Genomic DNA, 24,443 nt, shown 5'->3' with positions numbered 1-24,443 from the left:
ATTTAATGGGGTCATAGCTCAAATGGCTAGAGCGCCTGCCTTGCAAGCAGGAGGTTATGGGTTCAATTCCCATTGATTCCACTGATGGTGTCTGAAGCCAAAGTGGTAGAGGCGCTGGTTTGTGGAACCAGTAATAGCGGGTTCAAGTCCCGTCAGACACCCTTGAATGGAAGATGCCGCTGAATGGACGGCAACTGGTCTTGAAAACCAGGGTATGGGCAACTGTAGGGGTTCGATTCCTTCATCTTCCTCTTTTTCCACCTGAAGCCGAAAAGCGAGGCACTGTGCTGATAACACAGAAATAGGAGGGGCAGTACCTCCCCGGTGGATTTATATCTAGTGTTCGTGTTAACAACGTTTGCGATGTAAGTATACGATCGCACTTGCTCATTTCTTTATCTAAACTCACCAGGGTGGTTGGCATACCGGCTGTGCAGCGGGCTTTTAACCCGCAGAAATAGGTTCGACCCCTATACCACCCACTAAACAATTAAAAATTTAAAATTAAGAATTAAAAATTAAGAATTGCAATTTTAGCTAGACTTTTGGCAATTGCTAATATGCAATTTGAATGCACATTGGGTTATGAATAGCAACTAGCGATCGCTAGTTGAGCATGTTGCAATAATATATCTTTATCCAAAGCATGTATGGGATATTGCGGTGTTACTGCCAGTAGTTTTTCAATTCTTTCTCTGGCTGCCTCCACTACTGATTCGTCTAAGCTACCCTTGGTAAGGGAATTGACGAAATCTTCAGCAATCTTATATGTTCTTTCAATAGATGATGAATTAATATTACGCGAAACAATAAACAGGTCGCAGCCTGCATGAAATGACTGCGCCACAGTACCAGCTTTCATAAATATCTCTGAGATAGCTTTCATATCTAAGTCGTCAGATACAACAACTCCCTTAAAGCCAAGTTCTTCTCTGAGTATGGTTTTGAGAATAGCTTGGGAAAGGGTTGCTGGCACTTCAGCATCTATCCTGGGAAATAAGATATGAGCAGTCATAATCAAAGGAATCTGTACTTCGATTAAAGCTCTGAAAGGTATAAGTTCTCGAAGTCGCAGGTCTTCTAGAGTTAAATTCAGTATTGGTAGCTCAATATGAGAGTCTTTGCTGGTGTCTCCATGTCCAGGGAAGTGTTTAGCGCATCCCAAAATTCCTGAATCTCGAAGTCCAAGGTAGTAGTCACGCGCACCTTGAGTAGCAGTTTCGGGAGTGTTACCAAAGGCGCGAGGCCCAATCACGGGGTTGTCGGGATGGGAAAAAATATCTGCTATAGGTGCCCAAGATAAATTGATGCCCAGTGATTTTAACTCTACAGATGTGGCTTTTGCTACTTCATAAGCGTGCGATCGCAACAACATCCCATGAGGAAAACGGGTAATTGGCGGTGGTGTACGAATTACACGACCTCCTTCATGATCCAGAGTCATGAACATTGAGTCACGTTCAGCATATTCTCGTATTTGGCTGTTCAAATCCTTGAAACTTTCCAGCCAAACCTGATATGGAGTGCCATCCAAAAAATTCTTAGCGAAAAAGATCACCCCAATCGGTTTTAATTCATTGAGTGCGCGTTTATCGTCATCGCTTAATGTAGTGCCAGAAATACCTAGAATCAGGTGATGTCCAAAGCGCTTTAGCTCCTGCGATACACTCATAATCTTTTACCTATAAGTTGTGAGGTAAACAACTGGGTTGTTCAACCTAGAGGACATAAACATTTATCCTACACCCTGAGGGGGAGAATAAAGTTTTCAAAGCAGTCTTTAACCAATACCCAGACATTTCCTCAAAGCAAATACACGAATTAGCAAAGAAATCAACTACTTTAAGACAACATTTGGGATTACCTTATTTTCAGTCAAAGGAAATACTTTTGTTTCCCTAAATCTTCTGCATGTTAATCATGTAAATATAGATGAAATGCACGCCGCAAAGCTATTACCAACAATGGTATTGGCAATTTACTTGGGCAGGTGCGCGTAGATAAAATTTCCTTTGCAAAAAGTTTTTTGGGGAAGCGATCGCACAATAACTGCCAAATGTAACGGATTGCAACGTATAATGAGAACGATAAAACGGTTAAGAAATATTGAAGAGCAGTAGGGTTACATGCGAGTAGCGATCGCGGGAGCGGGACTAGCAGGACTTTCCTGCGCGAAATATATTGCGGACGCAGGTCACACACCCATTGTCTTGGAACGTCGCGACGTTCTGGGCGGTAAAGTGGCCGCGTGGAAAGATGCTGATGGAGACTGGTACGAAACAGGACTGCACATCTTTTTTGGGGCATATCCCAACATGTTGCAGTTATTCAAAGAACTGGATATTGAAGATCGGTTGCAGTGGAAAGAACACACAATGATCTTCAACCAGCCGGATGCACCAGGTACTTACAGTCGCTTTGATTTTCCAGATTTGCCGGCACCGATTAATGGTATAGTGGCAATTCTGCGAAACAACGACATGCTGACATGGCCAGAAAAAATCCGCTTTGGCATCGGGTTATTGCCGGTCATGATTCAGGGGCAAAAGTACGTTGAAGAAATGGACAAATATTCCTGGACAGATTGGCTGCGTAAACACAACATTCCAGAACGGGTCAATAAAGAAGTTTTTATTGCCATGGCCAAGTCGCTGAATTTCATTGGCCCAGATGAAATTTCGGCAACCATTCTTTTAACTGCCCTCAATCGTTTCCTCCAGGAAAAAAATGGCTCGAAAATGGCCTTTCTGGATGGTTCGCCAACAGAGCGGTTGTGTCAGCCCCTAGTAGATTACATCACCGAACGCGGCGGAGAAGTCCGCTTGAATGCCCCTTTGAAAGAGATTTTGCTAAACGCCGATGGCACTGTGAAGGGATACTTGATTAGGGGGTTGAATGGGGACGAAGATGAAGTTTTCACGGCGGATTTGTATGTATCTGCCATGCCAGTTGACCCTCTAAAGGTCATCTTGCCAACACCTTGGAAGCAAATGGAGTTTTTCCAAAAGCTAGAAGGCTTGGAAGGCGTGCCTGTAATTAACGTGCATCTATGGTTTGATCGTAAACTTACGCAAATTGATCACTTGCTATTTTCGCGATCGCCCCTCCTAAGCGTTTATGCTGATATGAGCAATACCTGCCGTGAATACGCCAACCCCGATCGCTCGATGCTGGAATTAGTTCTAGCCCCGGCAAAAGATTGGATTGCCAAATCCGATGAGGAGATTGTGGCTGCAACTATCGCCGAGTTAGAAAAACTCTTCCCTGACCACTTTGGAGGAGACAATCCAGCAACTTTGCTGAAATCTCATGTGGTGAAAACGCCCCGTTCAGTTTACCAAGCGACCCCTGGTCGTCAACAGTACCGTCCCTCGCAAACAACCCCCATTGCTAACTTCTATCTCAGCGGGGATTACACCATGCAACGCTATTTAGCCAGTATGGAAGGTGCCGTACTTTCTGGTAAGCTGACAGCGCAGGCGATTTCAGAGGCCCTCCCGGTAGCAAATTCCTCAAACCTGCAAACGCTCACCCGACCGCCCGCAACGAATGCTGCAACTGCCTGAATCCCCACCGCGCATGAAAACGCTGGTCTCTCTGGACGAGTCCTACGAACTTTGTCGTCACCTCATAGCCAAGTATTCCACGACTTTTTACCTCAGTACTTTGCTCCTGAGCAAAGAAAAACGTCCTGCTATTTGGGCAATTTATGCTTGGTGTCGCCGTTTAGATGAACTGGTGGATGGGCCCGCATCTGCTATCACCACGCCAGAAACCCTAGACCTATGGGAACAGCAGCTCGAATCGATGTTTGCTGGACACCCATTGGACAACTTCGATGTAGCCTTGGTAGATACCATTCAACGTTTCCCGATGGACATTCAACCCTTTAGGGATATGATTGCCGGTCAACGCATGGACTTATATCGCAGTCGTTATGAAACCTTCGAGGAGTTATACCTCTACTGTTACCGTGTTGCTGGCACTGTCGGCTTGATGTCAACAGCAGTAATGGGGTTGGATACTACCAGAAATATAGCTCCCTGGAACCGTGAAAAACAGCTATATATTCCCATCGAAGAAGAAATTGCCTTAGGAATTGCCAAGCAACTCACCAACATCTTGCGCGATGTGGGCGAGGATGCCCGAAGGGGAAGGATCTATATTCCCCTAGAAGATTTAGCAAGATTCAACTACACCGAACAAGACTTGTTCGAGGGTGTAGTGGATGAACGCTGGCGTTCCCTAATGCGCTTTCAAATTGATCGAGCACGACAGTTTTATAAAAAAGCAGAAAAGGGAATTTCCCACTTATCTTCTGATGGTCGTTGGCCTGTGTGGGCGGCTCTGATGCATTACAGTGGAATATTAAGCGTAATTGAACGTAACGATTATAATGCCTTCACTCGACGCGCCTACGTCCCCCAGTGGCAAAAGTTACGCTCTTTGCCCGTAGCTTGGATGCGATCGCAAGTCCTTTAAAAAATTAGTCATTTGTCCCTAGTCTTTAGTCCTTAGTGTTTTGTAAATAACCAATGACCAATGACCAATGACAAATGACTATTGACTCTTCCCAACAAACCTGCTAACATTGATATTCGTGAGTCAGGAGAGGTGGCTGAGTGGTCGAAAGCGGCAGATTGCTAATCTGTTGTACGGCAGGCAACTCCGTACCGAGGGTTCGAATCCCTCCCTCTCCGTTTTCCAGCCTGTGATACACGGTATACATTCTGTGTACAAAAACAAGTACTAATGTCGGGGTAAATACCTCTACTCCTGAAGATGGATGATATGATTTATCCTTTGGAGTCTTGATTAAGATACAACTAATTTATAAATCTAGTTTGAATCTTATTTTAGACTCCTAAATATCTGAGGAGTTAAAGTTATTTATGAGAAAAATTAGCGCCGCCTTAACCTTCGGTATCGCTACCCTAGCAACTGGGTTCCTAGTTGGGGCTTGTGGCGATAGTAGTACTCCCAATGGCACAGCTAACAGCGGAAGTACTGCAACCCCAGCGGCAAACTCAACTACCACAAGCAGTTCTAAAGGGCTAAAAATTGGTTCCCTGCTACCGACAACAGGCGACTTGGCTTCTGTAGGACAGCAGATGCTAGGTTCTGTCCCTTTGCTCGTTGATACAGTCAACGCTTGTGATGGAGTGAATGGCGAACCAGTTACCTTGGTGCAAGTAGACGACCAAACCGACCCCAAAGCTGGTGCTGCTGGTATGACCAAACTAGCAACCTTAGATAAAGTAGCTGGTGTAGTTGGTTCCTTTGCCAGTAGCGTTTCTAGTGCAGCAGTTTCCATTGCCACGCCGAATAAAGTGATGCTGGTTTCCCCTGGTAGTACCAGTCCTGTCTTTACTGAAAAAGCTCAAAAAGGCGACTTTAAAGGCTTTTGGGCACGTACTGCTCCCCCCGATACCTACCAAGCACTAGCTTTAGCCCAACTTGCCAATAAAAAAGGTTTCAAGCGAATTTCTACAGTCGTGATTAATAACGACTATGGCGTTGGCTTTGAAAAAGCATTTGTGCAAACTTTTGAAAAATTGGGTGGAACTATCGTTAATAAAGATAAGCCTGTCCGCTATGATCCGAAAGCCCAGACATTTGATACAGAAGCGGCGGCGGCATTTGCTGGTAAGCCAGATGCAGTACTGGCTGTACTCTATGCGGAAACCGGTAGTTTGTTTCTAAAAGCCGCCTATCAGCAAGGTGTGTCCAAGGGAGTACAGATTTTGTTGACAGATGGAGTAAAATCACCTACTTTCCCAGAACAAGTTGGCAAAGGTAGTGATGGTAAATATATTTTAACTGGAGCGATCGGTACAGTACCAGGTTCCGATGGTAAAGCACTAGAAAGTTTCAACAAACTGTGGAAGGATAAAAAGGGTGGTGCGCCAGGGGAATACGCTCCTCAAGCTTGGGATGCGGCTGCCTTATTGACGTTGGCAGCACAAGCTGCTAAGGAAAATACAGGCGTTGGTGTAGCTAGCAAAATCCGTGAAGTGGCTAATGCCCCTGGAACAGAAGTTACCGATGTCTGCGAGGGGCTGAAGTTGCTTAAACAGGGTCAAGATATCAATTATCAAGGAGCCAGCGGCAACGTAGATGTTGATGCTAATGGTGATGTGGTCGGTGTTTACGATGTCTGGACGGTAGGAGACGACGGACAAATCAAGGTGATTGACAAAGTTACCCCTAAGTAGAAAGTGAGGAGTTAGGAGTTATTAGTTATGAATTTAATCTTAATTACTCCTAACTCCTAACTCCTAACTCTTAAAACCCACTGAAGTTGTAACCAACTCCTAACAATAAGCCCACATCAGTTTGGTTGAAAAATCCTGCATTCACAGCGGCCGTTGCTGTGAATTGAGGAGTTAAAGGCACATCAATGCCACCAGATACTAAAAAGGCAAATTGCGAATCATCACCAGTTTTGTAAGCTGCACCCACTCCTACATAAGGTGCAATAGGTAAAGGCTCACTAAAAGCATCTGCTGACCGGAAATTAAAATCGTAGGTAATAGGGAGTAGAACTGTAGTATTGTCCCCAATTACAGCTGAGGGTCGCACAGATATAGAATTTGTTAGTCCGATTTTGCTGACTATTGCGAAGTTACCGTCGCCTAAAGATGAGTCCCCACCGCTCAAACCAATGTTAGCAGCGATGCCAACATAGCTGCTGCCGCCACGGGTACGTCTACCTAAATCAATATCCGATTGCGCCACTCTGGTATCAGATGGTTGAGCAGTAGTTTGAGAAGTCGATTCTACAAACTTAGATGTCAGTGTTACAGATGAGGTTGCCACTGTGCCTGGAATGGGTGTAGACGTTACACTGGCGTTTTCCTGTATCGGAGTGTTGGGTAACTGCTGTACCTCAGTTAAATTTGTTACTGTAAATTGCTCAGTTGTTTCTGTAGAGAGATTTTGCTTTGTAGTGTCTAGTTCTGCACTAAACTCGTTGGGAGATGCTACGGTTGCGGAAGGCTCAGTTAATGGCTGAGTGTTCAACGTGTCCACTGTCTGAGCAGTTGCAGATAAGCCGCTACTCAGAAATGCAAGAGCAGCTATACTCGGCAACCAAAAAACACCTTTACGAAGAAAAATAGTATTCACATTCACTCCTAAAACAATATTGCCACGAAAAATAAAGGTTTTTGTTGATTGAAGTCAACAAATTCGGGCAATACTCAAAATTTAACACCAAAAAATCGGTTTTACATCCTGCACTTTACTTGATTTCTCTAGTTAATATTTACTAGCAAAAAATTAAATACTATAACAATCCTGAATCATTCCTGAAAAACAATATCCCTCACAACTTTTACAAGTCGGAGATATGTGAGTTGCAATTTTCACAAAATTAAATAGGATTGCTATATATTGTGAATATCCTGAATTTGGCAGATGACAAAATCTGTCTTGGCTGAAAGATAAAGAGAGTATTTGTTGAAGAGGTCATCAGGATTGCGACCTTTCCCATATTCGCAGAGAAGGGGAGAAGTTTTTTCAGCATAGCTGCCTTGTCGCCTTTTAGCAGCTTGATTGTGAAGTGATATTACAAAGCTTGCAAAAATATTTAGAAATTGTCCACAAGGCAAACATAGTTCTAACGTAGAACCTATTAGGAGAGACTTGAGGCCAATATGATGAGCGAAAATAATATTCAAAAGTATCGGTTTGTCTGTACCCTGACTTTTGGTGATATCTACGGCCAAATAATTGTTTGGTTAATTACGATTACTCTAAGTTTGGCATCAGCTTTGGCGTTGATGGGTGCCAAGCGACCTGTGTACGCTTTAGCAACGGCGGGTCTTGTCGTTCTGCTATCGCTACCTTTCTTGTTGTTTGCGTTTGTCACTACCTTGTTAAATCATATTGAAGTCACTCCTGTAGGCCCGGGAACCAAAATGGAACCCATGCCAGGTAATGTGTCTCAGCAACAACCTGTACAAGCAACTAGCTAAAGAGTTAGGAGTTATCAGTTATCAGTTATGAGTTACTTTATCTGTCTCATAACTCTTCATTTTTAACTTTTCACTCCTAATTTCACATATTTGTCATAATGTCCCTGTCTATAGGCAGGGAATTTTTTTTGTAGAGATGCCGCTGTTGCAACGCACTACCTGATTAATCACATCTCTACAATAGAACAGCAGTGGTTTGCAGTCGGGGGCTAAATATGCTTGAACATGATGTGATTATTGTTGGTGGTGGATTGGCAGGGTGTCGCGCTGCTGTGGAAATTGCCCGCACTGATCCTAGTTTAAATATTGCTGTGGTTGCTAAAACCCATCCAATTCGTTCCCATTCAGTTGCGGCTCAAGGTGGTATGGCTGCGTCACTGAAAAATGTTGATTCAGAAGATAGTTGGGAAGCACACGCTTTTGATACTGTCAAGGGTTCTGATTACTTGGCAGACCAAGATGCTGTAGCAATTCTCACCCAAGAAGCGCCGGGTGTGGTGATTGACTTGGAACACATGGGGGTTTTGTTCTCTCGCTTATCCGATGGGCGCATTGCCCAACGGGCTTTTGGCGGACATTCCCACAATCGCACTTGCTACGCCGCTGACAAAACTGGTCACGCGATTTTGCACGAATTGGTTAATAATTTGCGGCGTTATGGGGTGCAAGTTTATGAAGAGTGGTACGTGATGCGTCTCATTTTGGAAGAAAATGAGGCGAAGGGTGTGGTAATGTTCCATCTTTTGGATGGACGTATTGAGGTGGTGCGGGCTAAGGCAGTGATGTTCGCTACAGGGGGCTATGGTCGCGTTTATAACACTACCTCTAATGATTACGCTTCTTCGGGTGATGGTTTGGCGATGACTGCGATCGCAGGTTTGCCCCTGGAAGATATGGAATTTGTCCAGTTTCATCCCACTGGCTTGTATCCGGTAGGGGTGCTGATTTCAGAAGCGGTACGTGGAGAAGGGGCGTATCTAATTAATAGTGAAGGCGATCGCTTTATGGCGAATTATGCACCTAGTCGCATGGAACTGGCTCCTCGTGATATTACCTCACGAGCGATCGCTTACGAAATTCGCGCCGGACGTGGTATTCATCTTGATGGCAGTGCTGGTGGCCCCTTTGTCTATCTGGATCTGCGCCATCTGGGCAAAGAAAAAATTATGAGTCGCGTTCCCTTCTGTTGGGAAGAAGCGCACCGCCTAGTAGGCGTTGACGCGGTAACTCAACCGATGCCAGTCCGTCCGACAATTCACTATTGTATGGGTGGTATCCCAGTGAACACCGATGGTCAAGTTCGTAGTAGTGGTGATGGCTTAGTTGATGCTTTCTTTGCTGCGGGTGAAACATCTTGTGTTTCTGTACATGGTGCTAATCGTCTGGGGAGTAATTCACTACTGGAGTGTGTGGTTTATGGTAAGCGGACTGGGGCTGCGATCGCCAAATTTGTACAAAAACGTAAGTTGCCGTCTGTAGATGAGCAACGGTATGTAACAGAAGCCCAGCAACAAATTCAAGCTTTGCTAGAACAACCAGGACAGTATCGAATTAACCAAGTCCGTGAAGCTTTTCAGGATTGTATGACTGAGTTCTGCGGTGTTTTCCGCACTGAGGCATTAATGAGTGAAGGGTTGCACAAATTAGAAGAAATACAACAGCAATATCCGCAAATTTATTTAGATGACAAAGGTAGTTGCTGGAATACCGAACTTGTGGAAGCTTTGGAATTGCGAAGCTTGATGGTAGTGGGACAGACTATTTTGGCATCTGCTCTAAATCGTCAAGAAAGTCGTGGTGCTCATTTCCGCGAAGACTATTCTCAGCGAGATGATACAAACTTCCTCAAACATACAATGGCTTACTATTCACCAGTGGGAATTGACATTCAATATCGACCGGTGGCAATTACTATGTTTGAGCCAAAAGAGCGGAGGTATTAAATTTTAGCTAAAGGGTGAAATAGAAAATTTCATCCTTCTATAACTTTCTAATTTTTATATATGGATGGCTGGATTTAAAGTATGAACGAACCACAAACTTGGTATATTGTCAAACGTTCTGGTGGAAACTGTGAAATCATCCCCAGCGAACAAGTTGGTGACGATAATCTAGAAATTATAGAAGAGTGGGGGCCTTTTAGTTCACAAGAAGAAGCGATCGCTCGGCGTGTCGGACTTATTCGGGCCGGGAAGTGCCAACCAATTTAAGTTAGGAGTTTTGAGTTAGAAGTTATGAGTTGACAATGACAGTCTTTATTCCTAACTCCTGACTATTCCCTCCTAACTTTATTCCTGCCTCTTCATTTTTCTGCTGTGGTTGTGCTCTTAACAGCAATTTTTTTACCTATCACTTCTACTGCTTTAGCGAATTGAGGATCTGCTAAAGTAGCAAGTTTGTCACGTTCGTTGAGCCACAAATCTTGTCGCTGGGCATCGGTCAAATCCACCTTCACATCTGGATCAATACCATGCTTATTAATATCTCTATCATTGGGCGTGTGGTATTTGGCAATTGTCACCGCTAATCCTGAGCCATCTTCTAGTGGACGTACTGATTGCACTAATCCCTTACCAAAGGTTTGAGTACCCACCAAAGTTGCACGTTTGTTGTCCTGCAACGCTCCTGAAAGGATTTCGCTGGCACTGGCTGAACCTTTATCCACTAATATCACCAACGGTTTATTTGTCAAAGCACGTCCGTTTGCTACTTCTCGCTCTCGTTCACCTTTGCGGTCAATGGTAGAAACAATTGTGCCTTTATTCAGCCACATTCGGGCAATATCTATACTGGAGTAAAGTAAGCCGCCTGGATTACCACGCAGATCAAGGATATATCCAGCTACCCGTTTGCTTTCTAAATCTTTGATGGCGCTTTGCATTTCTTTACTAGCACCAGCGCTGAATTGGTTTAAGCGAATATAACCAAGATTCCCTGCTGGAGTTTTCTTTTGAGAATACTTAACCGGATGGATTTCAATTCGCGCTCGTTTGATGTCAAACTTTCTTGTCTGACCATTGCGCTGAATAGTTAAGCTGACTTGGGTTCCTGCTTCACCTCTAATCAAGGATACTGCTTGATTAGTATCCATTCCCTTGGTGCTTTTGCCGTCGATTTGGAGGATGACATCTTTTGCCAAAACACCAGCTTTAAAAGCTGGCGTATCTTCGATTGGCGCAATTACAACCAATTGCTTTGTTTTTTCATCCTGACTGATCGTGATCCCAATCCCTGTAAGTTCCCCAGAGGTATCCACTTGCATATTCTTGAATTCCTGTGGGTCCATAAACCGGGTATATGGATCTTCTAGCTTTTTCAGCATTTCCCGAATGGACTTATACGCTTCCTGGGGATTACTGTAGGACTTGCTCAAGTACTCCTTACGAACAGCCTGCCAATCTACCTGATTAAAAGTACCGTCTACATATTGGCGCTGAACAATTTGCCAAACTTCATCTACCAATTCTTTGGGACTTGCTTTAAATAAAGCCTGACCTCGCGAATGAATGCCAAGGCTAGTAACAGCGATCGTGGAGAGTGTCACTGCCGTAGCACCCAAAACAAGCCTACTTTTTGTAATCACCATAATGACAGTTGCGTCAGAGGGAAAATTTATAGTCAGTATGCTCAATCTAACACAGGCTACCACTGTACAGACCAAGCATGTATTCCTAATTTAAACAAAATACTTGACAATCCGGCGAACTTGGTATTTAAAAGATACAAAATTTTTAGGGAATGGTTAATGGCTTTTAAGGGTAAGTATTTAAGAAAGGCATAAGATAAGCAGGTAAAATATTTATCTAATGTCTTGAAAGATGGCAAACAGGGCAGTTTTTATGGGCATCAAACCCAGATTATTCAGCCAAAATCTGCCGAAATACATCTGTGTGCTATGGTGATCGCTAGTGGCAAGTTGAGTGTTGGTGTTTCTATATTATGCCTATATTCCCATTAGGCTTCACTCGACAACTGAATGTCTCTCAAATCACCCTCTCTACTGCGTGATGATTAAATACCTACTCTTGAATGCCACTCCTCATTCCCTAATCCTTCAATAAATTTTCTAGCCCCCTAAACAATTGCTGGAAAAATCCGATATGTCGCCTACAATAGAGATAGCGGAGACGCATGTTTCCGTTCACTCCTCACACCACACTCCGCCCGGACTATTGTTCGGGCGGTTCCTTATGTTTGTAAATAAATTCTAGAGCTTCTTTGCAAATGTACATCCTCGCACTCCCAAGCTGAGGTTTTTGCTATGGTAGAATTTTCACCAAGCTCAGATATTATTGGCGAAGGTTTTAGGCATGTCAGCAGCCGCACAAGTTACCGATTCTAGTTTCAAGCAAGAAGTACTCGACAGCGATGTACCCGTTTTAGTTGACTTTTGGGCACCCTGGTGCGGACCATGCCGTATGGTAGCTCCTGTTGTCGATGAAATCTCCGAACAGTACAAAGGTCAAATAAAGGTCGTAAAAGTCAATACTGATGAAAATCCTAATGTTGCTAGTCAGTACGGCATCCGCAGCATTCCTACATTAATGATTTTTAAGGGTGGACAAAAAGTCGATATGGTGGTTGGCGCCGTGCCTAAAACTACATTAGCTTCCACTCTCGAAAAGTATCTTTGAAACTCAATAGGCAATAAAATCCTTTTGAGTTATCCATTTTCTTCTAACTTGAGGTTAATTTTTATAAACAAGTTTGAGAGGCGTAATTTATCGTTTTTCAAACTTGTTTACATTTGTATACAGTTTGATAATATCTTTAGGGATTTTCTACCTCAAAAACAACTCATTAGGGAATGGGGCATGGGGAAGATGTTATGTTAGCAATGCCCAATGTCCAAGCGACGGGGCGACTATCCCTCTCCACAAGGGGATGGGATTTCCCGTCGCTTTCAATAACTAAATTTATACCAATTTGAAAACAGAATAATTCACACCAGGCCAGATGCGCCAAGGCGATTCCCAATCCAAAATTCAAAATGGTATTAGTTGCTATGTAAATACAGAAATTTTCATATCAGACAGCTTTTATCAGGGTTTGATCACAACCTAATTGCGATCTTGCTTAGTTTGTTAGAACCCAGAGGAAGATTAAGAGCAACAATAAAACAAGTCTCTTAGAAGAAAATCTTAGCTGATGTATTTCTAATTAAGTTCCACAAATGTTGAAGTAGCGATATATTTTGATAATCTATCTTCCATAAATCAACTGTTCGTTGTTGAATCTATGAAGTCTTATTTAGCCGCCGCTATTCAATTGACCAGTGTGCCCGATTTACAGAAAAATTTGGCACAGGCAGAAGAATTAATAGAGCTTGCCGTGCGTCAAGGTGCTGAATTGGTGGGTTTGCCAGAAAACTTTTCCTATATGGGAGAAGAAAAAGATAAACTCGCACAAGGGGATGCGATCGCTCTTGAAAGTGAAAAATTTCTCAAAAAAATGGCTCAACGCTTTCAAATTACGATCTTGGGCGGCAGCTTTCCACTTCCCGTAGACAATACAGGCAAAGTTTATAACACAACTCTACTCATTGACCAAAACGGTCAAGAACTTGCCCGCTACTACAAAGTACACCTATTTGATGTTGATGTCCCCGACGGCAACACCTACCGTGAATCCAGCACGGTTGTGGCTGGTACGCAACTCCCCCCCGTCTATTTCTCAGAAAAACTCGGTAATCTAGGACTTTCTATTTGTTATGATGTCCGCTTCCCTGAACTGTATCGTCACCTGGCAGATAAGGGAGCTGATGTTATCTTTATTCCCGCCGCTTTTACCGCCTTTACTGGCAAAGACCACTGGCAAGTACTACTACAAGCCAGAGCCATCGAAAATACCGCCTACGTCATTGCTCCTGCCCAAACAGGTAACAACTACAGCCGCCGTCTAACCCACGGACATGCCGTTATTATTGACCCTTGGGGTGTAATTTTAGCCGATGCTGGGGAAAAGCCGGGAATTGCGATCGCAGAAATCAAGCCTACTAGGCTTGAACAAGTCCGCCGTCAAATGCCCTCTTTACAGCATCGGGTGTTTTAGGGATTGGGGATTGGGGAAGAAGCAAGGGAGCAGGGAGCAGGGTGAAAATTCCTCTCCTCAGTACCCCGCCCCTCTGTCTTTTTTCAATGCCCCATGCTCCATTCCTAATCCTTAATAGATCAACAAAAAACCGGGTGTTTACCCGGTTTCTGACAACATTAAAATTCTCAGTTTTTTAGGGGCATAGTTTTGCTATGCTCCTAACTTAGTTGTCAAAATTAAACTTTAGCAGCAGCTTTGGTAACAACGTTAAGTTCACCCTTAGCATACTTAGCAGCAAAATCTTCCAAAGAAATTTGCTTAATCTTGCTAGCGTTGCCAGCTGTGCCAAATTGCTGATAGCGTTCAGCACAAACCTTCTGCATATATGTGATAGAAGGCTTGAGGAAGTGACGGGGGTCAAATTCTTCTGGTTTTTTAGCCAAAGCTTCACGTACAGCAGCAGTAATAGCCAAACGGTTGTCGGTGTCGATGTTTACTTTACGTACACCACTCTTAATACCTTTTTGGATTTCTTCTACAGGTACACCGTAGGTTTCAGGAATTGCACCACCATACTGGTTAATCAGTGCAAGCAAATCTTCAGGTACAGAAGAAGAACCGTGCATTACCAAGTGGGTGTTGGGCAAACGGCGGTGAATTTCTTCAATGCGGCTGATTGCCAAAATTTCACCAGTCGGCTTGCGGGTAAACTTGTAAGCACCGTGGCTTGTGCCGATGGCAACAGCCAAAGCATCTACTTGGGTTGCTTCTACAAATTCAACAGCTTCATCGGGGTCGGTTAGAAGTTGTGAGTGGTCGAGTGTACCCTCAAACCCGTGACCATCTTCAGCTTCACCAGCACCAGTTTCTAGAGAACCCAAACAACCGAGTTCACCTTCAACGCTGACGCCCAAAGCATGAGCTACATTTACAACTTCGCGGGTAACATTGACGTTGTACTCGAAGCTAGCGGGTGTTTTCGCATCAGCTTCTAAAGAACCATCCATCATCACGCTGGTGAAGTTGTTCTTAATTGCTGAGTAGCAGGTAGCAGGAGCATTGCCATGATCTTGGTGCATGACAATGGGAATGTGAGGATAGGTTTCTACCGCAGCCAAAATCAGGTGGCGGAGAAAGTTTTCTCCTGCATAAGCACGAGCGCCACGAGAAGCTTGCAAAATTACGGGGCTATCTGTCTCGACAGCAGCCTTCAGGATTGCCTGAATCTGCTCCAAATTGTTAACGTTGAAAGCTGGGATGCCGTAACCGTTTTCAGCTGCGTGATCCAACAGCAGCCGCAGTGGTACAAGCGCCATAGATAGTCCTCCTAATGTGGTTGTCAGCTAGTCGGTCTGAGAGAAGCGCAATAATTACGCTAAATCTTAAGAGTTTTTTCAACTTATAGGAAATTATAACTAGTGTCGTGTATCTATGTTGAAAAAGTTTACGCCATAGTTACTATAAATATGTCCTATGCTTACTCATACTGTTGTACGGTGCGCTACCCCAAGACAAGAGGCTTTGGTAGCTTTGTATCCCAAATGCTTTGAAAAAGGCGATCGCACTCCTAACTATTTTGCCAAATCAAGAAGCGATCGCCTCACGCAAAAGGCGCTAATTTATGGACAAATGTTGCGTGTTCGGAAGATTGCCAGCCTGTTTGTAAAACAGTTAACTAGCAACCAGTGTACTTAACCAAAATGTTGAATAATTGCGTCGGCAAATTCAGAACATTTTAAGGGTTCAACTGGCGGTTCAAGCAACCGGGCTAAATCGTAGGTGACTTGACTATTTGCGATCGCATCGCTTAAACCTTTCTTAACTAGGTCTGCGGCTTCTTGCCAACCCAGAAATTCCAGCATCATCACACCAGACAAAATCACTGAACCAGGATTAATCCGATCTAAGCCTGCGTGTTTGGGTGCGGTGCCGTGGGTAGCCTCAAATATTGCACTAGAATCGCCAATATTTGCCCCTGGCCCCATTCCTAATCCGCCAACAATGGCGGCGGCGGCATCAGACAAGTAATCGCCGTTCAAGTTCATCGTCGCCAGAATCGAATACTCATCCGGTCTAGTTTGGATTTGTTGAAAAATACTGTCAGCAATCCGGTCATTCACCAAAACTTTCTCTTTCCATTTGCCATCGCCGTGGGTTGCCCAAATTGAGTTAAGAACAGTTTCAACTTCCTTGACAACTTGCGCTTTCTTGTCTGGGGTAAGATTATCAAACCCAGGCTCAATCTGGCGGGCGTTTTCTTCCAAGGAAATATTCGGATTTTTTTCTTTGTTACTCAAAATCCAAGATTCTTGTTCAGTAACAGTTTCTTGGCGAAATTCACTAGTTGCTAGTTCATAACCCCAATCGCGGAAAGCCCCTTCGGTGTACTTCATGATGTTGCCCTTATGCACCAAAGTCACTTGTTGCTTGTTTTTGGGCAATAACAAAGCGTGTTTGATGGCACGTCTAACTAGACGCTGGGAACCAGTTTTGCTGATGGGTTTGATGCCAATACCAGAATCAAGAGGAATGCGTTTTTTCCCATGTTCTGGGGTGGCGGGGATTAGTTCTTCATTGAGAATTTTAATTAAGCGATCGCCGATTTCGCTACCTTGTCGCCACTCAATGCCTAAATAAATATCTTCCGTATTCTCTCGATAAACAATTACATCCAGCTTTTCGGGATTTTTGTGGGGTGAGGGCGTACCCGCATAGTAACGGCAAGGACGCACGCAGGCATACAAGTCAAAAATTTGCCGCAGCGCCACATTTAAAGAACGAATACCGCCACCAATGGGAGTAGTCAAAGGCCCTTTAATAGCTACACCATACTCTTCAATTGCCGTCAGAGTGTCTTGGGGTAAATACTGGTAAGTACCGTATAAATCACAAGCTTCATCCCCAGCGTAAACCTTGAACCAACTAATTTGACGCTGACCCTTATATGCTTTGGCTACCGCAGCATCTAGCACTTTTTGGGTAGCAGGCCAGATGTCTATACCTGTACCATCGCCGCGAATAAAGGGGATAATTGGATTGTCTGGTACTACTGGTTCACCATTTTTGAAGGTGATTTTTGCTCCGGCTGCGGGGGGGGTAATCTTTTCGTACATTGTTCACACACTCCTAATCGATACGCTGCTATTCAAAAAAACCTTATGTGGCAGGCTTGTATATTTTGCTGTGTCTTGTGTTCACCAAGCCATAAGGCGCAGATTTTCCCCCTATTCCCCTTGTACATTATTTGGGGATTAAGTGTGGGATTCAGTGAAGCGATCGCAATTTTGTACGATCAAAAATAGTAAACTACTTTTCGCTATCAGTGCTTCACCTTGGAGAAGCCCAATAGCTTACCGCTCTTTCACTGACCGCTAAAACGAGAATGGCATGACAGACCCAATGATTTTATCAGGCCCTGCAAATGACATCGACTCCCTCCGACGACCGTTAATCGCTGGGTCTGAAAAAGTCCAACAGCAGATAATCCCACAATTAGCTGAGTTGGGTAATGAGGGATTAGACGTGTTGATGGAATTTTTACTGAAACGACGTGAGAACCCAGCGAATTGGATTGATGGCAAAGCTTACCAAGTCCTCTACAACTCTGATGCACCTCAAGCCAAAGAATTTCTGCGCTCCTCTTTTCCTGAGGGAATTGTACCTCTAAAATCAGAGTGCGGGATTAACTACAATTCTTTGCAACAGCTACTTGCGGTTCAAGACTTCCAAGCAGCTGATCGCGTCACCATCGAAAAAATGTGCGAACTATCAGGGCCAACAGCTGTACAACGAAAATGGTTGTATTTTACTGAGGTAGAAAATACCTCGGCTGTTGACTTGCAAACCATTAACAACCTCTGGTTAGTCCACTCCGAAGGTAAATTTGGCTTTTCAGTGCAGCGAGAAATCTGGTTAAGTTTGGGTAAAAACTGGGAGAATTTCTGGCCAAAAATTGGCTGGAAAGCAGGTAATACGTGGACACGATACCCTAACGAGTTTACCTGGGATTTGAGTGCGCCTAGAGGTCATTTACCCCTTTCTAATCAACTTCGAGGGGTACGAGTCTTCGCTTCTTTACTCTCTCACCCAGCTTGGTCGAAGAATCCAGAAAAATAATGATTTTGAGCTTACGTACAAAGACATTATGATCAATAACACCAACAGAAAATTCTACGTCATCATTGAACGGGATGAAGATGGCTACTATGTTGGAGAAGTCCCTCAGCTAAAAGCTTGTTACAGTCAGGGAGAAACAATTGATGAGTTGATGGCTAATATGAAAGAAGTAATTGAACTTTGTTTAGAGAATATCTGAAAAGTCAAAAATGGCATACTGTAGTCTGCAATCAGAGTATGACTTAAAGAGTCTAAGGGTCAGAAAGTTCGGCCCTGAACGAAAGAGCTTTGGTAAGACAACAATTCTTTTAGAACCTGATGTTGCAGAGGTTTTTCCTAATGCCGATGCTGTCGATGAAGCTCTAAGATTTCTGATTAAAGTTGTGCAGAACAACCAAGTTTCTGCACTTGCAAAGCAGCCTCACAGTTCCTCGGAGGGTGCGGATAAAACCTCCTAGTGCTTAGTTGGAAGTGCCGCAGATCCCAAACTGAAAATATCAAATTAGATAATGGCAAATGTTCGTCTAGAAGATATTAAGCGTAGATTCAATAACGTCACGGCTATTGAGGATATTACCTTTGAAATTCCTGATGGCGAATTTTGGGTTTTAGTTGGGCCATCGGGTTGTGGTAAGTCTACAATTTTGCGAACGATCGCTGGTTTAGAAAGTGCCACATCTGGCAAACTCTTTATTGGCGATCGCTTGGTGAACAATATCCCAGCCAGACAACGCGATGTAGCAATGGTGTTCCAAAACTACGCTCTCTATCCTCACATGAGTGTGGCGGAGAACATCGCTTTTGGCTTGCAAATGCGGAAGGTTGACCGAAAAATCATTCAAGAACGAGTGATGAATGTGGCGCGATCGCTTTCTCTGGATCACCTGCTGGATCGCAAGCCCAAACAACTTTCTGGGGGACAGCAACAACGAGTAGCATTAGGGAGAGCGATCGCTCGTGAACCACAAGTGTTTTTACTTGATGAACCTTTATCTAATTTAGATGCCCAATTGCGCGATGATACCAGGGCAGAATTGAAACAGCTACATCAAGAATTAGGCATTACAACTATTTACGTCACCCACGATCAAGTTGAAGCGATGACTTTGGCTGATAAAATCGTCGTGCTAAATCGAGGGCGAATTCAACAAATCGGCGATCCCCAAACTATTTATGCAAGTCCTGCTAATCAGATGGTGGCAAGTTTTTTAGGCAATCCACCAATGAATATTTTGCCTGCAATCTATGAAAATAACGGTTTTGATGTGAGTGGACAATTATTAGAAATTCCAGCAGATGTGAAAGAAAAATTACATTTGCGTCAGGGACACAGTTTTGATTTGGGGATTCGTCCAGAGCATATAAAAATTAACACGGACGCAGAAGGGGCTGAACGCCCCGCTACCGCTAACAGGACTCAAAATTCAGGACTGTTATCGGTTGAAGTTAAACTGGTGGAACCTCTGGGAAGGGAAACATTGATTCGTGCTGGTTTACCTGGTTCGGCGGTGGTGTTAAATATTCAGGTAGGCGGGGATGTGCGTCCACGTCCAGGCGATCGCCTTTCTCTACAACTAGATTTGAATCAATTGTTTGTGTTTGATCCCAAAACTGGAGACAAAATTTTACCTCATAATTGACTGTAGTTTTAAAGTAATTCAATTAAATTAATTAGCTATCTTCAAGAAGTGGCGGGTTGGAATCCCCACTCCTTGATTCGGACTTCTGAATTCTTCTTCAATTTACAAATAGTTTCTTAAACTGACAGAAATAATTATCAATTCTCAATTTTTTGTAGCCAGAATCTAAGAAAATAAAAACTGCAATAGAGACTTAATGGATTCGCTGCAAAAACTTATATGACTATTAATCGACGCCATTTCTTGTTTTTACTCACAGCAGGTGCGGGTGCTTTTACATTAGATGCTTGTGCATTGGCAGAGAAATCTCCTGACCAAGGAAACACTGCAACTCCCAACACAACACCAAATACAACACCAAATATAACAGGGGCTATCCAATTACCACCTTTAGCTTACGCCTACGAAGCACTGGAACCACACATCGATGCTAAAACGATGCAGTTTCATCATGATAAACACCATGCAACTTATGTGAAAAACCTGAATGCAGCGTTAGAAAAACACCCAGAACTCAAAGGCAAAAGTGTTGAAGAACTGTTGCAAAAACTTGACAGTGTACCACAAGATATTCGCAGAACAGTACGCAATAATGGTGGTGGTCATGTCAACCACTCAATGTTCTGGGAAATTATGAAGCCCAAAGGCGGGGGAGAACCAACAGGAAATATTGCCTCCGCAATTAATCAAAATTTTGGCAGTTTTGCAGCTTTTAAAAAACAGTTTAACGAAGCTGGTGCTGGCCGTTTTGGTAGTGGTTGGGTTTGGCTAGTGCGTAACAAAGATGGCAAGCTGGAAGTCACAACTACAGCTAATCAAGATAGTCCCTTAAGTGAAGGTAAATATCCCATCCTCGGTAATGATGTATGGGAACATGCATATTATCTCAATTACCAAAATCGCCGCGCCGATTATTTAGATGCTTGGTGGAACGTGATTAATTGGGATGAGATTAACAAGCGGTTTGCAGCAGCGAGTAAATTTGCTTAAACAATAAAACAGGAGTCAGAATACAGTATTCAGAATTCAGAATACTCTACCCATAAAGGGATAGAGTTTTAAGGCGAGAATATTTTAATTTTTTCGCCCACTAGGGGCGAGGTTTTAACCAATATTCGTCACCCACTCGTACATAATTCATACTGAATTCTGACTCCTGAGTTCTGAATTTTTCATATAAATAGTTGATCTTCCGCTCTTGTCAAAGAGGTTTTTGAGTAGGTACACCAATAGCACGGGGAAACTGAACTGGTGTGGTAGCTACCTTACGCAAATACACGCAGTGCCGGATGCTGTGACTCAGGGGTGTTATAAATTGTTCGATTGATTCAATAACGCCACCCAACTGCTTCACAGCATTCTGCAAAGCAGTTGTTTCATCCTCTATCCAATTACCACGATAAATTATGGCTAAACCCCCCTGTTTGAGCAGTGGTAGGGTATATTCTGCACAGACAGAGGCTGCCCCAACAGCACGGATCAATGCAATATCGTAAGCTAGTCGATGCTGGGGGTGCTGACCGATTTCTTCAGCTCTACCAACAAGAGTTTTGGCATTGGTAAGGGCAAGTTCAGTTAATATATTGTCGAGAAAATTAATTTTTTTCCGTGTGGAATCCAGAAGAGTAATTTTGCAATTAGGTACAGTAATTGCCACTGGAATACCCGGAAAACCCGCGCCTGTACCAATATCGATGAGAGCAGGGGAAGCAGGGGAGAAATTTGCTGATAGCAGGGGTGTAATTCCTCGTAGAGAATCCCAGAGATGTTTTTCCCAAAACTCTTGGGGGTCAGTGATTCGAGTTAAATTTAGTTGGCGATTACCTTCTAGAATTAACTCATAAAGTTTTTGGAATTGTTCCTGCTGTTGGACAGTTGGCTGCCAATTGAGAGTTTGCTGCCAGATTTCTGCCATCTCAGGCAATAAGTTTGTCATTTGTCATTTGTCATTGGTCATTTGTCATGGGGCATGGTTATTTTCCTGCTCCCCCTGCTCTTTTCTTACACGGATGGTAGAGGTTCTTTAACTTTGGATTCTAGTGTCTTTGGATCTACTGATTGTAGTTCGCCGTGGTTGAGTGTCCAACAACGATCTGCGATCGCTAACAAATCCCCAGGATCGTGTGTCACTATCAACAGTGTCCAATCTTGTTTCAGTTTCGCTAATAAATTTACCAGTTGCCGACGCATTGACCAATCTAATCCTGCTGTGGGTTCATCCAATAACAGTAAATTTGGCTGGCGAATCAATTGCACAGCCAAAGCTAAACGTCGTTGCTGACCACCACTCAAAGCATGGGGGGCGGCGGAAAGCGATAAATGCTCTAATCCCACCTCACTTAGTGCCTGTCTGACTCGTTCTGACCCTAGCTCAGGATGTCCTAAACGCAATTCTTCTAAAATTGAACCACCGCAAAAGTGCCGCTCTGGAAACTGAAATACCAACCCAGCCAATTGTTGTAGCTGTTCGGGCATAAGTTCTTGTTCCCGCCAGAACAGCCCGCCAGTAGTGGGTTCAGCTAGTCCCGACAAAATTTCTAGTAAGGTACTTTTACCGGAACCACTCGGGCCAATAATCAGACCTAGCTGCTGGGGTGCTAATTCCAAGTTGATCGATTTGAGAATCGCTGTTGGGCACGCTGTAGGGTGATAAATTAGATTTCGGAGATAGAGCATTTGTTAAGATTACCAAAAAGTCAGCAAATTACTAATTAGCTACACTGAGAGCGTCTGGAAAATTCTGGAAAAACATCTAGCGCATGACTTGGATTCACACCTTAATTTAGCAGCAAGAATTATCCACTTTTTCTCCATTGTGGCAGAATCACCCTTAAACAATGGCTGGGACAACCCTGGAAACACGGAAAAATGACTAAAGTCAACCTTATATAAGAATCCGCTTTGATTTTTGAACTTACTTGCGTGGGTAGGCAATAGGCAAGAAGGCTTTTTGAGTTGTAGGGTGTTTTTTCAAAAATCAAATAGGAGTCCTATATATAAAAAAATTTGTTTTAAGCAGGGCAAGTTAAGATTAACCATTTTTTGCATTCTAAGTAACACATACAACTATTTCAACCGCAATTATTCTGAGGGTTAAAATGACTAAAAGGTTTTCTTTGCCTCGATTAGTAGTGTCTGCTAAATTCACTACCCTCGCCCAGACTGCTTTTGCTGCTGCGATCGCCTTTGGCGTTGCCCCTTCGATCGCACTTAATTTGTGGGTAAATCCCTCCCCGGCTGGCGATCCGTTTCGCGATCGCGAACCTCATCAAATTGGTGACCAAACAGAAGCAGCTTTTAAAGCAATTTTCCAACAAGGCAACTATCCAGCCGCAGAGCGTTATCTGGAACAAGCAGTATCCAAAGAGCCAAATGAACCTCTAGCTTATGCGATGAAGGCATCTTTAGCATACGGAAATAAAGATTGGGCTAAACTAGGTACTTACAGTCAGAAAACTCTAGAAAACGGACAAAAACTGATTTCTAGCGATCCATTGCGTGGTAATTTATACACCGCTGTTGGTCATTTTTTAGAGGGTGCAGTAGTTCTCACCCGTGAAGGTACAGTCAATGGCGTGCCGCAAGCTTTTAGTCGGTTGCGGCAAGTTTATGAATATTTAGACAAAGCCGAAGCAATTTCTGCCAACGATCCAGAACTGAATTTAATCAAGGGTTATATGGATTTATTATTGGCGGTTAATTTGCCTTTTGCTAGCCCAGATCAGGCAATTAGACGTTTAGAACAAAATGCTGCTCCTGGTTATTTAGTGGATCGGGGTATTGCTATTGCTTACAGGGATTTAAAAAGGTATCCACAGGCACTAGAGTATGTCAACCGGGCGATTAAAACCACATCAGATAATCCAGAAATTTATTATCTCAAAGCCCAAATCCTTAAACAACTGGGTCAAAAAGAAAAAAGCCAGCAGATGATCCAGGAAGCGATCGCTAATTTTGACAAAGCATTGACTAAAAAATCCCAACTCCCAAGCGATTTAGTCAAACAAATTGAGGGTGAACGCAACAGGGCTGCTAGCCTCAATAATCCTGGATAATCGGGTATAGGGACTTGTACTGAGCAGTTCGACAGGCTTCCTGTGAAACTTTGTTGAAGTATTGGGCATTGGCGATTAACTTTTTCCCAATGCCCTATGCCCCATTCCCCATGCCCTACTTTGATATGCTTATTTCCAGAAGAGTAATTGAGAGATTAGACCAAAATGGAGATTCAGTTCCGCGAAATTAATCCTTTTGATATGTGGATTTGGCTAAAATTTAGTACAAATCCTTCTGCGCGTGAGAAGCAATATGTAGAAGAAGTTTTCAATTCCTGGTTTTATCTAGGTAAATTGGGTGCATTTAATGCCGAGAATCTTCAGGTGCAGGACACTGGACTCGATATCAGCTACATGAATTATGATGAACAAGGATATGACAAAAGTCTGCTAGCACTGATGCATAATATCGGTGAGTTTGAATATGAGGGACAGTGGGGGCGTTGTTGGTTTGATTTGGGAACGAGTGATGCGATTGCTCTAGATATTTTAATCAATGCCCTCACTCAGTTAAGTCAGGAATATGTCACCATCGAAGAATTGTACATCGGCGGCGAAAATCCAGATTGGCCGATTGAGGATAGCGAAAGTCGTCCTCAGTCTATTTACGATAATTAGTT

23 protein-coding genes and 4 tRNA genes are annotated in these 24,443 nt (G+C 43.5%); 20 read left to right on the top strand and 7 right to left on the bottom strand.

Annotated features, from left to right (window positions below; all coding sequences use genetic code 11):
- The first annotated feature begins 7 nt into the window (after window positions 1–7).
- From HUN01_RS16275 to HUN01_RS16265, 3 genes are all read left to right on the top strand, one after another.
- A tRNA-Ala gene (locus tag HUN01_RS16275) sits at window positions 8–81 on the top strand.
- Window positions 82–87: 6 nt separating this feature from the next.
- Window positions 88–161, top strand: a tRNA-His gene (locus HUN01_RS16270).
- A gap of 250 nt (window positions 162–411) precedes the next feature.
- Window positions 412–482 (top strand) — tRNA-Lys (locus tag HUN01_RS16265).
- A gap of 101 nt (window positions 483–583) precedes the next feature.
- Here HUN01_RS16265 and HUN01_RS16260 read toward each other — a convergent pair.
- Complete coding sequence (locus tag HUN01_RS16260; protein ID WP_181932138.1) at window positions 584–1,672, bottom strand: glycoside hydrolase family 3 N-terminal domain-containing protein; 1,089 nt, start codon at window positions 1,670–1,672, stop codon at window positions 584–586.
- 454 nt (window positions 1,673–2,126) lie between these two features.
- Here HUN01_RS16260 and pds point away from each other — a divergent pair, with 454 nt between their 5' ends.
- The 4 genes from pds to HUN01_RS16240 all read left to right on the top strand — a co-directional run bounded on the left by pds (window position 2,127) and on the right by HUN01_RS16240 (window position 6,215).
- Window positions 2,127–3,566, top strand: a complete 1,440-nt coding sequence (gene pds, locus HUN01_RS16255) for a 15-cis-phytoene desaturase (RefSeq protein ID WP_181932137.1) — start codon at window positions 2,127–2,129, stop codon at window positions 3,564–3,566.
- Window positions 3,550–4,482 (top strand): 15-cis-phytoene synthase CrtB, encoded by a 933-nt coding sequence (gene crtB, locus HUN01_RS16250; protein ID WP_069070856.1) that lies wholly within the window; start codon window positions 3,550–3,552, stop codon window positions 4,480–4,482. The genes pds and crtB overlap by 17 nt, the downstream gene beginning before the upstream one ends.
- A gap of 126 nt (window positions 4,483–4,608) precedes the next feature.
- Window positions 4,609–4,700 (top strand) — tRNA-Ser (locus tag HUN01_RS16245).
- Window positions 4,701–4,892: 192 nt separating this feature from the next.
- Entirely contained in the window at window positions 4,893–6,215 is a 1,323-nt protein-coding gene (locus HUN01_RS16240; RefSeq protein ID WP_181932136.1) for an ABC transporter substrate-binding protein, read from the top strand.
- A gap of 70 nt (window positions 6,216–6,285) precedes the next feature.
- Here the strand turns inward: HUN01_RS16240 and HUN01_RS16235 are convergent, their stop codons facing one another.
- A complete protein-coding gene (locus tag HUN01_RS16235; protein ID WP_181932135.1) occupies window positions 6,286–7,128 on the bottom strand; it encodes a hypothetical protein in 843 nt (280 codons plus the stop codon).
- A gap of 533 nt (window positions 7,129–7,661) precedes the next feature.
- Here HUN01_RS16235 and HUN01_RS16230 point away from each other — a divergent pair.
- The 3 genes from HUN01_RS16230 to HUN01_RS16220 all read left to right on the top strand — a co-directional run bounded on the left by HUN01_RS16230 (window position 7,662) and on the right by HUN01_RS16220 (window position 10,189).
- Entirely contained in the window at window positions 7,662–7,979 is a 318-nt protein-coding gene (locus HUN01_RS16230) for a hypothetical protein (RefSeq protein ID WP_069070853.1), read from the top strand.
- A gap of 215 nt (window positions 7,980–8,194) precedes the next feature.
- On the top strand, window positions 8,195–9,922 hold the full coding sequence (locus HUN01_RS16225) for a succinate dehydrogenase/fumarate reductase flavoprotein subunit (protein ID WP_181932134.1): 1,728 nt from the start codon (window positions 8,195–8,197) through the stop codon (window positions 9,920–9,922).
- An 81-nt stretch (window positions 9,923–10,003) separates the two neighbouring features.
- Entirely contained in the window at window positions 10,004–10,189 is a 186-nt protein-coding gene (locus HUN01_RS16220) for a transposase (RefSeq protein WP_181932133.1), read from the top strand.
- A gap of 92 nt (window positions 10,190–10,281) precedes the next feature.
- On the opposite strand, the gene ctpC is transcribed toward HUN01_RS16220, so the two are convergent.
- Window positions 10,282–11,565 carry a carboxyl-terminal processing protease CtpC gene (gene ctpC, locus HUN01_RS16215; RefSeq protein WP_181932132.1) on the bottom strand — a complete coding sequence of 428 codons (1,284 nt, stop codon included), beginning with the start codon at window positions 11,563–11,565 and terminating at the stop codon, window positions 10,282–10,284.
- A 724-nt stretch (window positions 11,566–12,289) separates the two neighbouring features.
- Here ctpC and trxA point away from each other — a divergent pair.
- Together trxA and HUN01_RS16205 are read left to right on the top strand one after the other, a co-directional pair.
- The gene (gene trxA, locus HUN01_RS16210) at window positions 12,290–12,613 is read left to right on the top strand and encodes a thioredoxin (protein ID WP_181932131.1); all 324 of its coding nucleotides are present in this window, start codon (window positions 12,290–12,292) and stop codon (window positions 12,611–12,613) included.
- 604 nt (window positions 12,614–13,217) lie between these two features.
- Window positions 13,218–14,030 (top strand): carbon-nitrogen hydrolase family protein, encoded by an 813-nt coding sequence (locus HUN01_RS16205; protein ID WP_181932130.1) that lies wholly within the window; start codon window positions 13,218–13,220, stop codon window positions 14,028–14,030.
- Window positions 14,031–14,248: 218 nt separating this feature from the next.
- On the opposite strand, the gene fba is transcribed toward HUN01_RS16205, so the two are convergent.
- Window positions 14,249–15,328, bottom strand: a complete 1,080-nt coding sequence (gene fba / locus HUN01_RS16200; protein ID WP_094348068.1) for a class II fructose-bisphosphate aldolase — start codon at window positions 15,326–15,328, stop codon at window positions 14,249–14,251.
- Between the two features lie 157 nt (window positions 15,329–15,485).
- Here fba and HUN01_RS16195 point away from each other — a divergent pair, with 157 nt between their 5' ends.
- The gene (locus HUN01_RS16195; protein ID WP_181932129.1) at window positions 15,486–15,707 is read left to right on the top strand and encodes a hypothetical protein; all 222 of its coding nucleotides are present in this window, start codon (window positions 15,486–15,488) and stop codon (window positions 15,705–15,707) included.
- Here the strand turns inward: HUN01_RS16195 and HUN01_RS16190 are convergent.
- Window positions 15,704–17,125, bottom strand: coding sequence for an NADP-dependent isocitrate dehydrogenase (locus HUN01_RS16190; RefSeq protein WP_181932128.1), 1,422 nt, complete (start codon window positions 17,123–17,125; stop codon window positions 15,704–15,706). The genes HUN01_RS16195 and HUN01_RS16190 overlap by 4 nt on opposite strands.
- 274 nt (window positions 17,126–17,399) lie before the next feature.
- On the opposite strand from HUN01_RS16190, the gene HUN01_RS16185 reads away from it, so the two are divergent.
- From HUN01_RS16185 to HUN01_RS16165, 5 genes are all read left to right on the top strand, one after another.
- Window positions 17,400–18,128 (top strand): GUN4 domain-containing protein, encoded by a 729-nt coding sequence (locus HUN01_RS16185; RefSeq protein ID WP_181932127.1) that lies wholly within the window; start codon window positions 17,400–17,402, stop codon window positions 18,126–18,128.
- Window positions 18,129–18,156: 28 nt separating this feature from the next.
- The gene (locus tag HUN01_RS16180; RefSeq protein WP_181932126.1) at window positions 18,157–18,327 is read left to right on the top strand and encodes a type II toxin-antitoxin system HicB family antitoxin; all 171 of its coding nucleotides are present in this window, start codon (window positions 18,157–18,159) and stop codon (window positions 18,325–18,327) included.
- Between the two features lie 10 nt (window positions 18,328–18,337).
- Window positions 18,338–18,586: a hypothetical protein gene (locus tag HUN01_RS16175; RefSeq protein WP_181932125.1), complete on the top strand. Its 249-nt coding sequence runs from the start codon at window positions 18,338–18,340 to the stop codon at window positions 18,584–18,586.
- Between the two features lie 51 nt (window positions 18,587–18,637).
- A complete protein-coding gene (locus tag HUN01_RS16170) occupies window positions 18,638–19,768 on the top strand; it encodes an ABC transporter ATP-binding protein (protein ID WP_181932124.1) in 1,131 nt (376 codons plus the stop codon).
- A 219-nt stretch (window positions 19,769–19,987) separates the two neighbouring features.
- A complete protein-coding gene (locus HUN01_RS16165; protein ID WP_238846290.1) occupies window positions 19,988–20,758 on the top strand; it encodes a superoxide dismutase in 771 nt (256 codons plus the stop codon).
- A gap of 211 nt (window positions 20,759–20,969) precedes the next feature.
- On the opposite strand, the gene rsmG is transcribed toward HUN01_RS16165, so the two are convergent.
- Together rsmG and HUN01_RS16155 are read right to left on the bottom strand one after the other, a co-directional pair.
- On the bottom strand, window positions 20,970–21,704 hold the full coding sequence (gene rsmG, locus HUN01_RS16160) for a 16S rRNA (guanine(527)-N(7))-methyltransferase RsmG (protein ID WP_181932123.1): 735 nt from the start codon (window positions 21,702–21,704) through the stop codon (window positions 20,970–20,972).
- A 65-nt stretch (window positions 21,705–21,769) separates the two neighbouring features.
- A complete protein-coding gene (locus HUN01_RS16155) occupies window positions 21,770–22,444 on the bottom strand; it encodes an ABC transporter ATP-binding protein (RefSeq protein WP_069070835.1) in 675 nt (224 codons plus the stop codon).
- A 422-nt stretch (window positions 22,445–22,866) separates the two neighbouring features.
- On the opposite strand from HUN01_RS16155, the gene HUN01_RS16150 reads away from it, so the two are divergent.
- Window positions 22,867–23,823 carry a Sll0314/Alr1548 family TPR repeat-containing protein gene (locus tag HUN01_RS16150; RefSeq protein WP_181932122.1) on the top strand — a complete coding sequence of 319 codons (957 nt, stop codon included), beginning with the start codon at window positions 22,867–22,869 and terminating at the stop codon, window positions 23,821–23,823.
- 165 nt (window positions 23,824–23,988) lie between these two features.
- On the top strand, window positions 23,989–24,441 hold the full coding sequence (locus tag HUN01_RS16145; protein WP_069070833.1) for a DUF3531 family protein: 453 nt from the start codon (window positions 23,989–23,991) through the stop codon (window positions 24,439–24,441).
- Window positions 24,442–24,443 lie beyond the last annotated feature (2 nt).

Origin of the sequence: Nostoc edaphicum CCNP1411 (assembly GCF_014023275.1) — a bacterium.
Lineage (GTDB): Bacteria > Cyanobacteriota > Cyanobacteriia > Cyanobacteriales > Nostocaceae > Nostoc > Nostoc edaphicum_A.
This window is presented reverse-complemented; position numbering and strand designations above follow the sequence as displayed.

What these genes read in the sequence shown, in the direction of transcription:
- HUN01_RS16260 (WP_181932138.1), bottom strand. Translation starts at nt 1,672, where the DNA reads ATGAGTGTATCGCAGGAGCTAAAGCGCTTTGGACATCACCTGATTCTA.
- pds (WP_181932137.1), top strand. Translation starts at nt 2,127, where the DNA reads ATGCGAGTAGCGATCGCGGGAGCGGGACTAGCAGGACTTTCCTGCGCG.
- crtB (WP_069070856.1), top strand. Translation starts at nt 3,550, where the DNA reads ATGCTGCAACTGCCTGAATCCCCACCGCGCATGAAAACGCTGGTCTCT.
- HUN01_RS16240 (WP_181932136.1), top strand. Translation starts at nt 4,893, where the DNA reads ATGAGAAAAATTAGCGCCGCCTTAACCTTCGGTATCGCTACCCTAGCA.
- HUN01_RS16230 (WP_069070853.1), top strand. Translation starts at nt 7,662, where the DNA reads ATGAGCGAAAATAATATTCAAAAGTATCGGTTTGTCTGTACCCTGACT.
- HUN01_RS16225 (WP_181932134.1), top strand. Translation starts at nt 8,195, where the DNA reads ATGCTTGAACATGATGTGATTATTGTTGGTGGTGGATTGGCAGGGTGT.
- HUN01_RS16220 (WP_181932133.1), top strand. Translation starts at nt 10,004, where the DNA reads ATGAACGAACCACAAACTTGGTATATTGTCAAACGTTCTGGTGGAAAC.
- ctpC (WP_181932132.1), bottom strand. Translation starts at nt 11,565, where the DNA reads ATGGTGATTACAAAAAGTAGGCTTGTTTTGGGTGCTACGGCAGTGACA.
- trxA (WP_181932131.1), top strand. Translation starts at nt 12,290, where the DNA reads ATGTCAGCAGCCGCACAAGTTACCGATTCTAGTTTCAAGCAAGAAGTA.
- HUN01_RS16205 (WP_181932130.1), top strand. Translation starts at nt 13,218, where the DNA reads ATGAAGTCTTATTTAGCCGCCGCTATTCAATTGACCAGTGTGCCCGAT.
- fba (WP_094348068.1), bottom strand. Translation starts at nt 15,328, where the DNA reads ATGGCGCTTGTACCACTGCGGCTGCTGTTGGATCACGCAGCTGAAAAC.
- HUN01_RS16195 (WP_181932129.1), top strand. Translation starts at nt 15,486, where the DNA reads ATGCTTACTCATACTGTTGTACGGTGCGCTACCCCAAGACAAGAGGCT.
- HUN01_RS16190 (WP_181932128.1), bottom strand. Translation starts at nt 17,125, where the DNA reads ATGTACGAAAAGATTACCCCCCCCGCAGCCGGAGCAAAAATCACCTTC.
- HUN01_RS16185 (WP_181932127.1), top strand. Translation starts at nt 17,400, where the DNA reads ATGACAGACCCAATGATTTTATCAGGCCCTGCAAATGACATCGACTCC.
- HUN01_RS16180 (WP_181932126.1), top strand. Translation starts at nt 18,157, where the DNA reads ATGATCAATAACACCAACAGAAAATTCTACGTCATCATTGAACGGGAT.
- HUN01_RS16175 (WP_181932125.1), top strand. Translation starts at nt 18,338, where the DNA reads ATGGCATACTGTAGTCTGCAATCAGAGTATGACTTAAAGAGTCTAAGG.
- HUN01_RS16170 (WP_181932124.1), top strand. Translation starts at nt 18,638, where the DNA reads ATGGCAAATGTTCGTCTAGAAGATATTAAGCGTAGATTCAATAACGTC.
- HUN01_RS16165 (WP_238846290.1), top strand. Translation starts at nt 19,988, where the DNA reads ATGACTATTAATCGACGCCATTTCTTGTTTTTACTCACAGCAGGTGCG.
- rsmG (WP_181932123.1), bottom strand. Translation starts at nt 21,704, where the DNA reads ATGACAAACTTATTGCCTGAGATGGCAGAAATCTGGCAGCAAACTCTC.
- HUN01_RS16155 (WP_069070835.1), bottom strand. Translation starts at nt 22,444, where the DNA reads ATGCTCTATCTCCGAAATCTAATTTATCACCCTACAGCGTGCCCAACA.
- HUN01_RS16150 (WP_181932122.1), top strand. Translation starts at nt 22,867, where the DNA reads ATGACTAAAAGGTTTTCTTTGCCTCGATTAGTAGTGTCTGCTAAATTC.
- HUN01_RS16145 (WP_069070833.1), top strand. Translation starts at nt 23,989, where the DNA reads ATGGAGATTCAGTTCCGCGAAATTAATCCTTTTGATATGTGGATTTGG.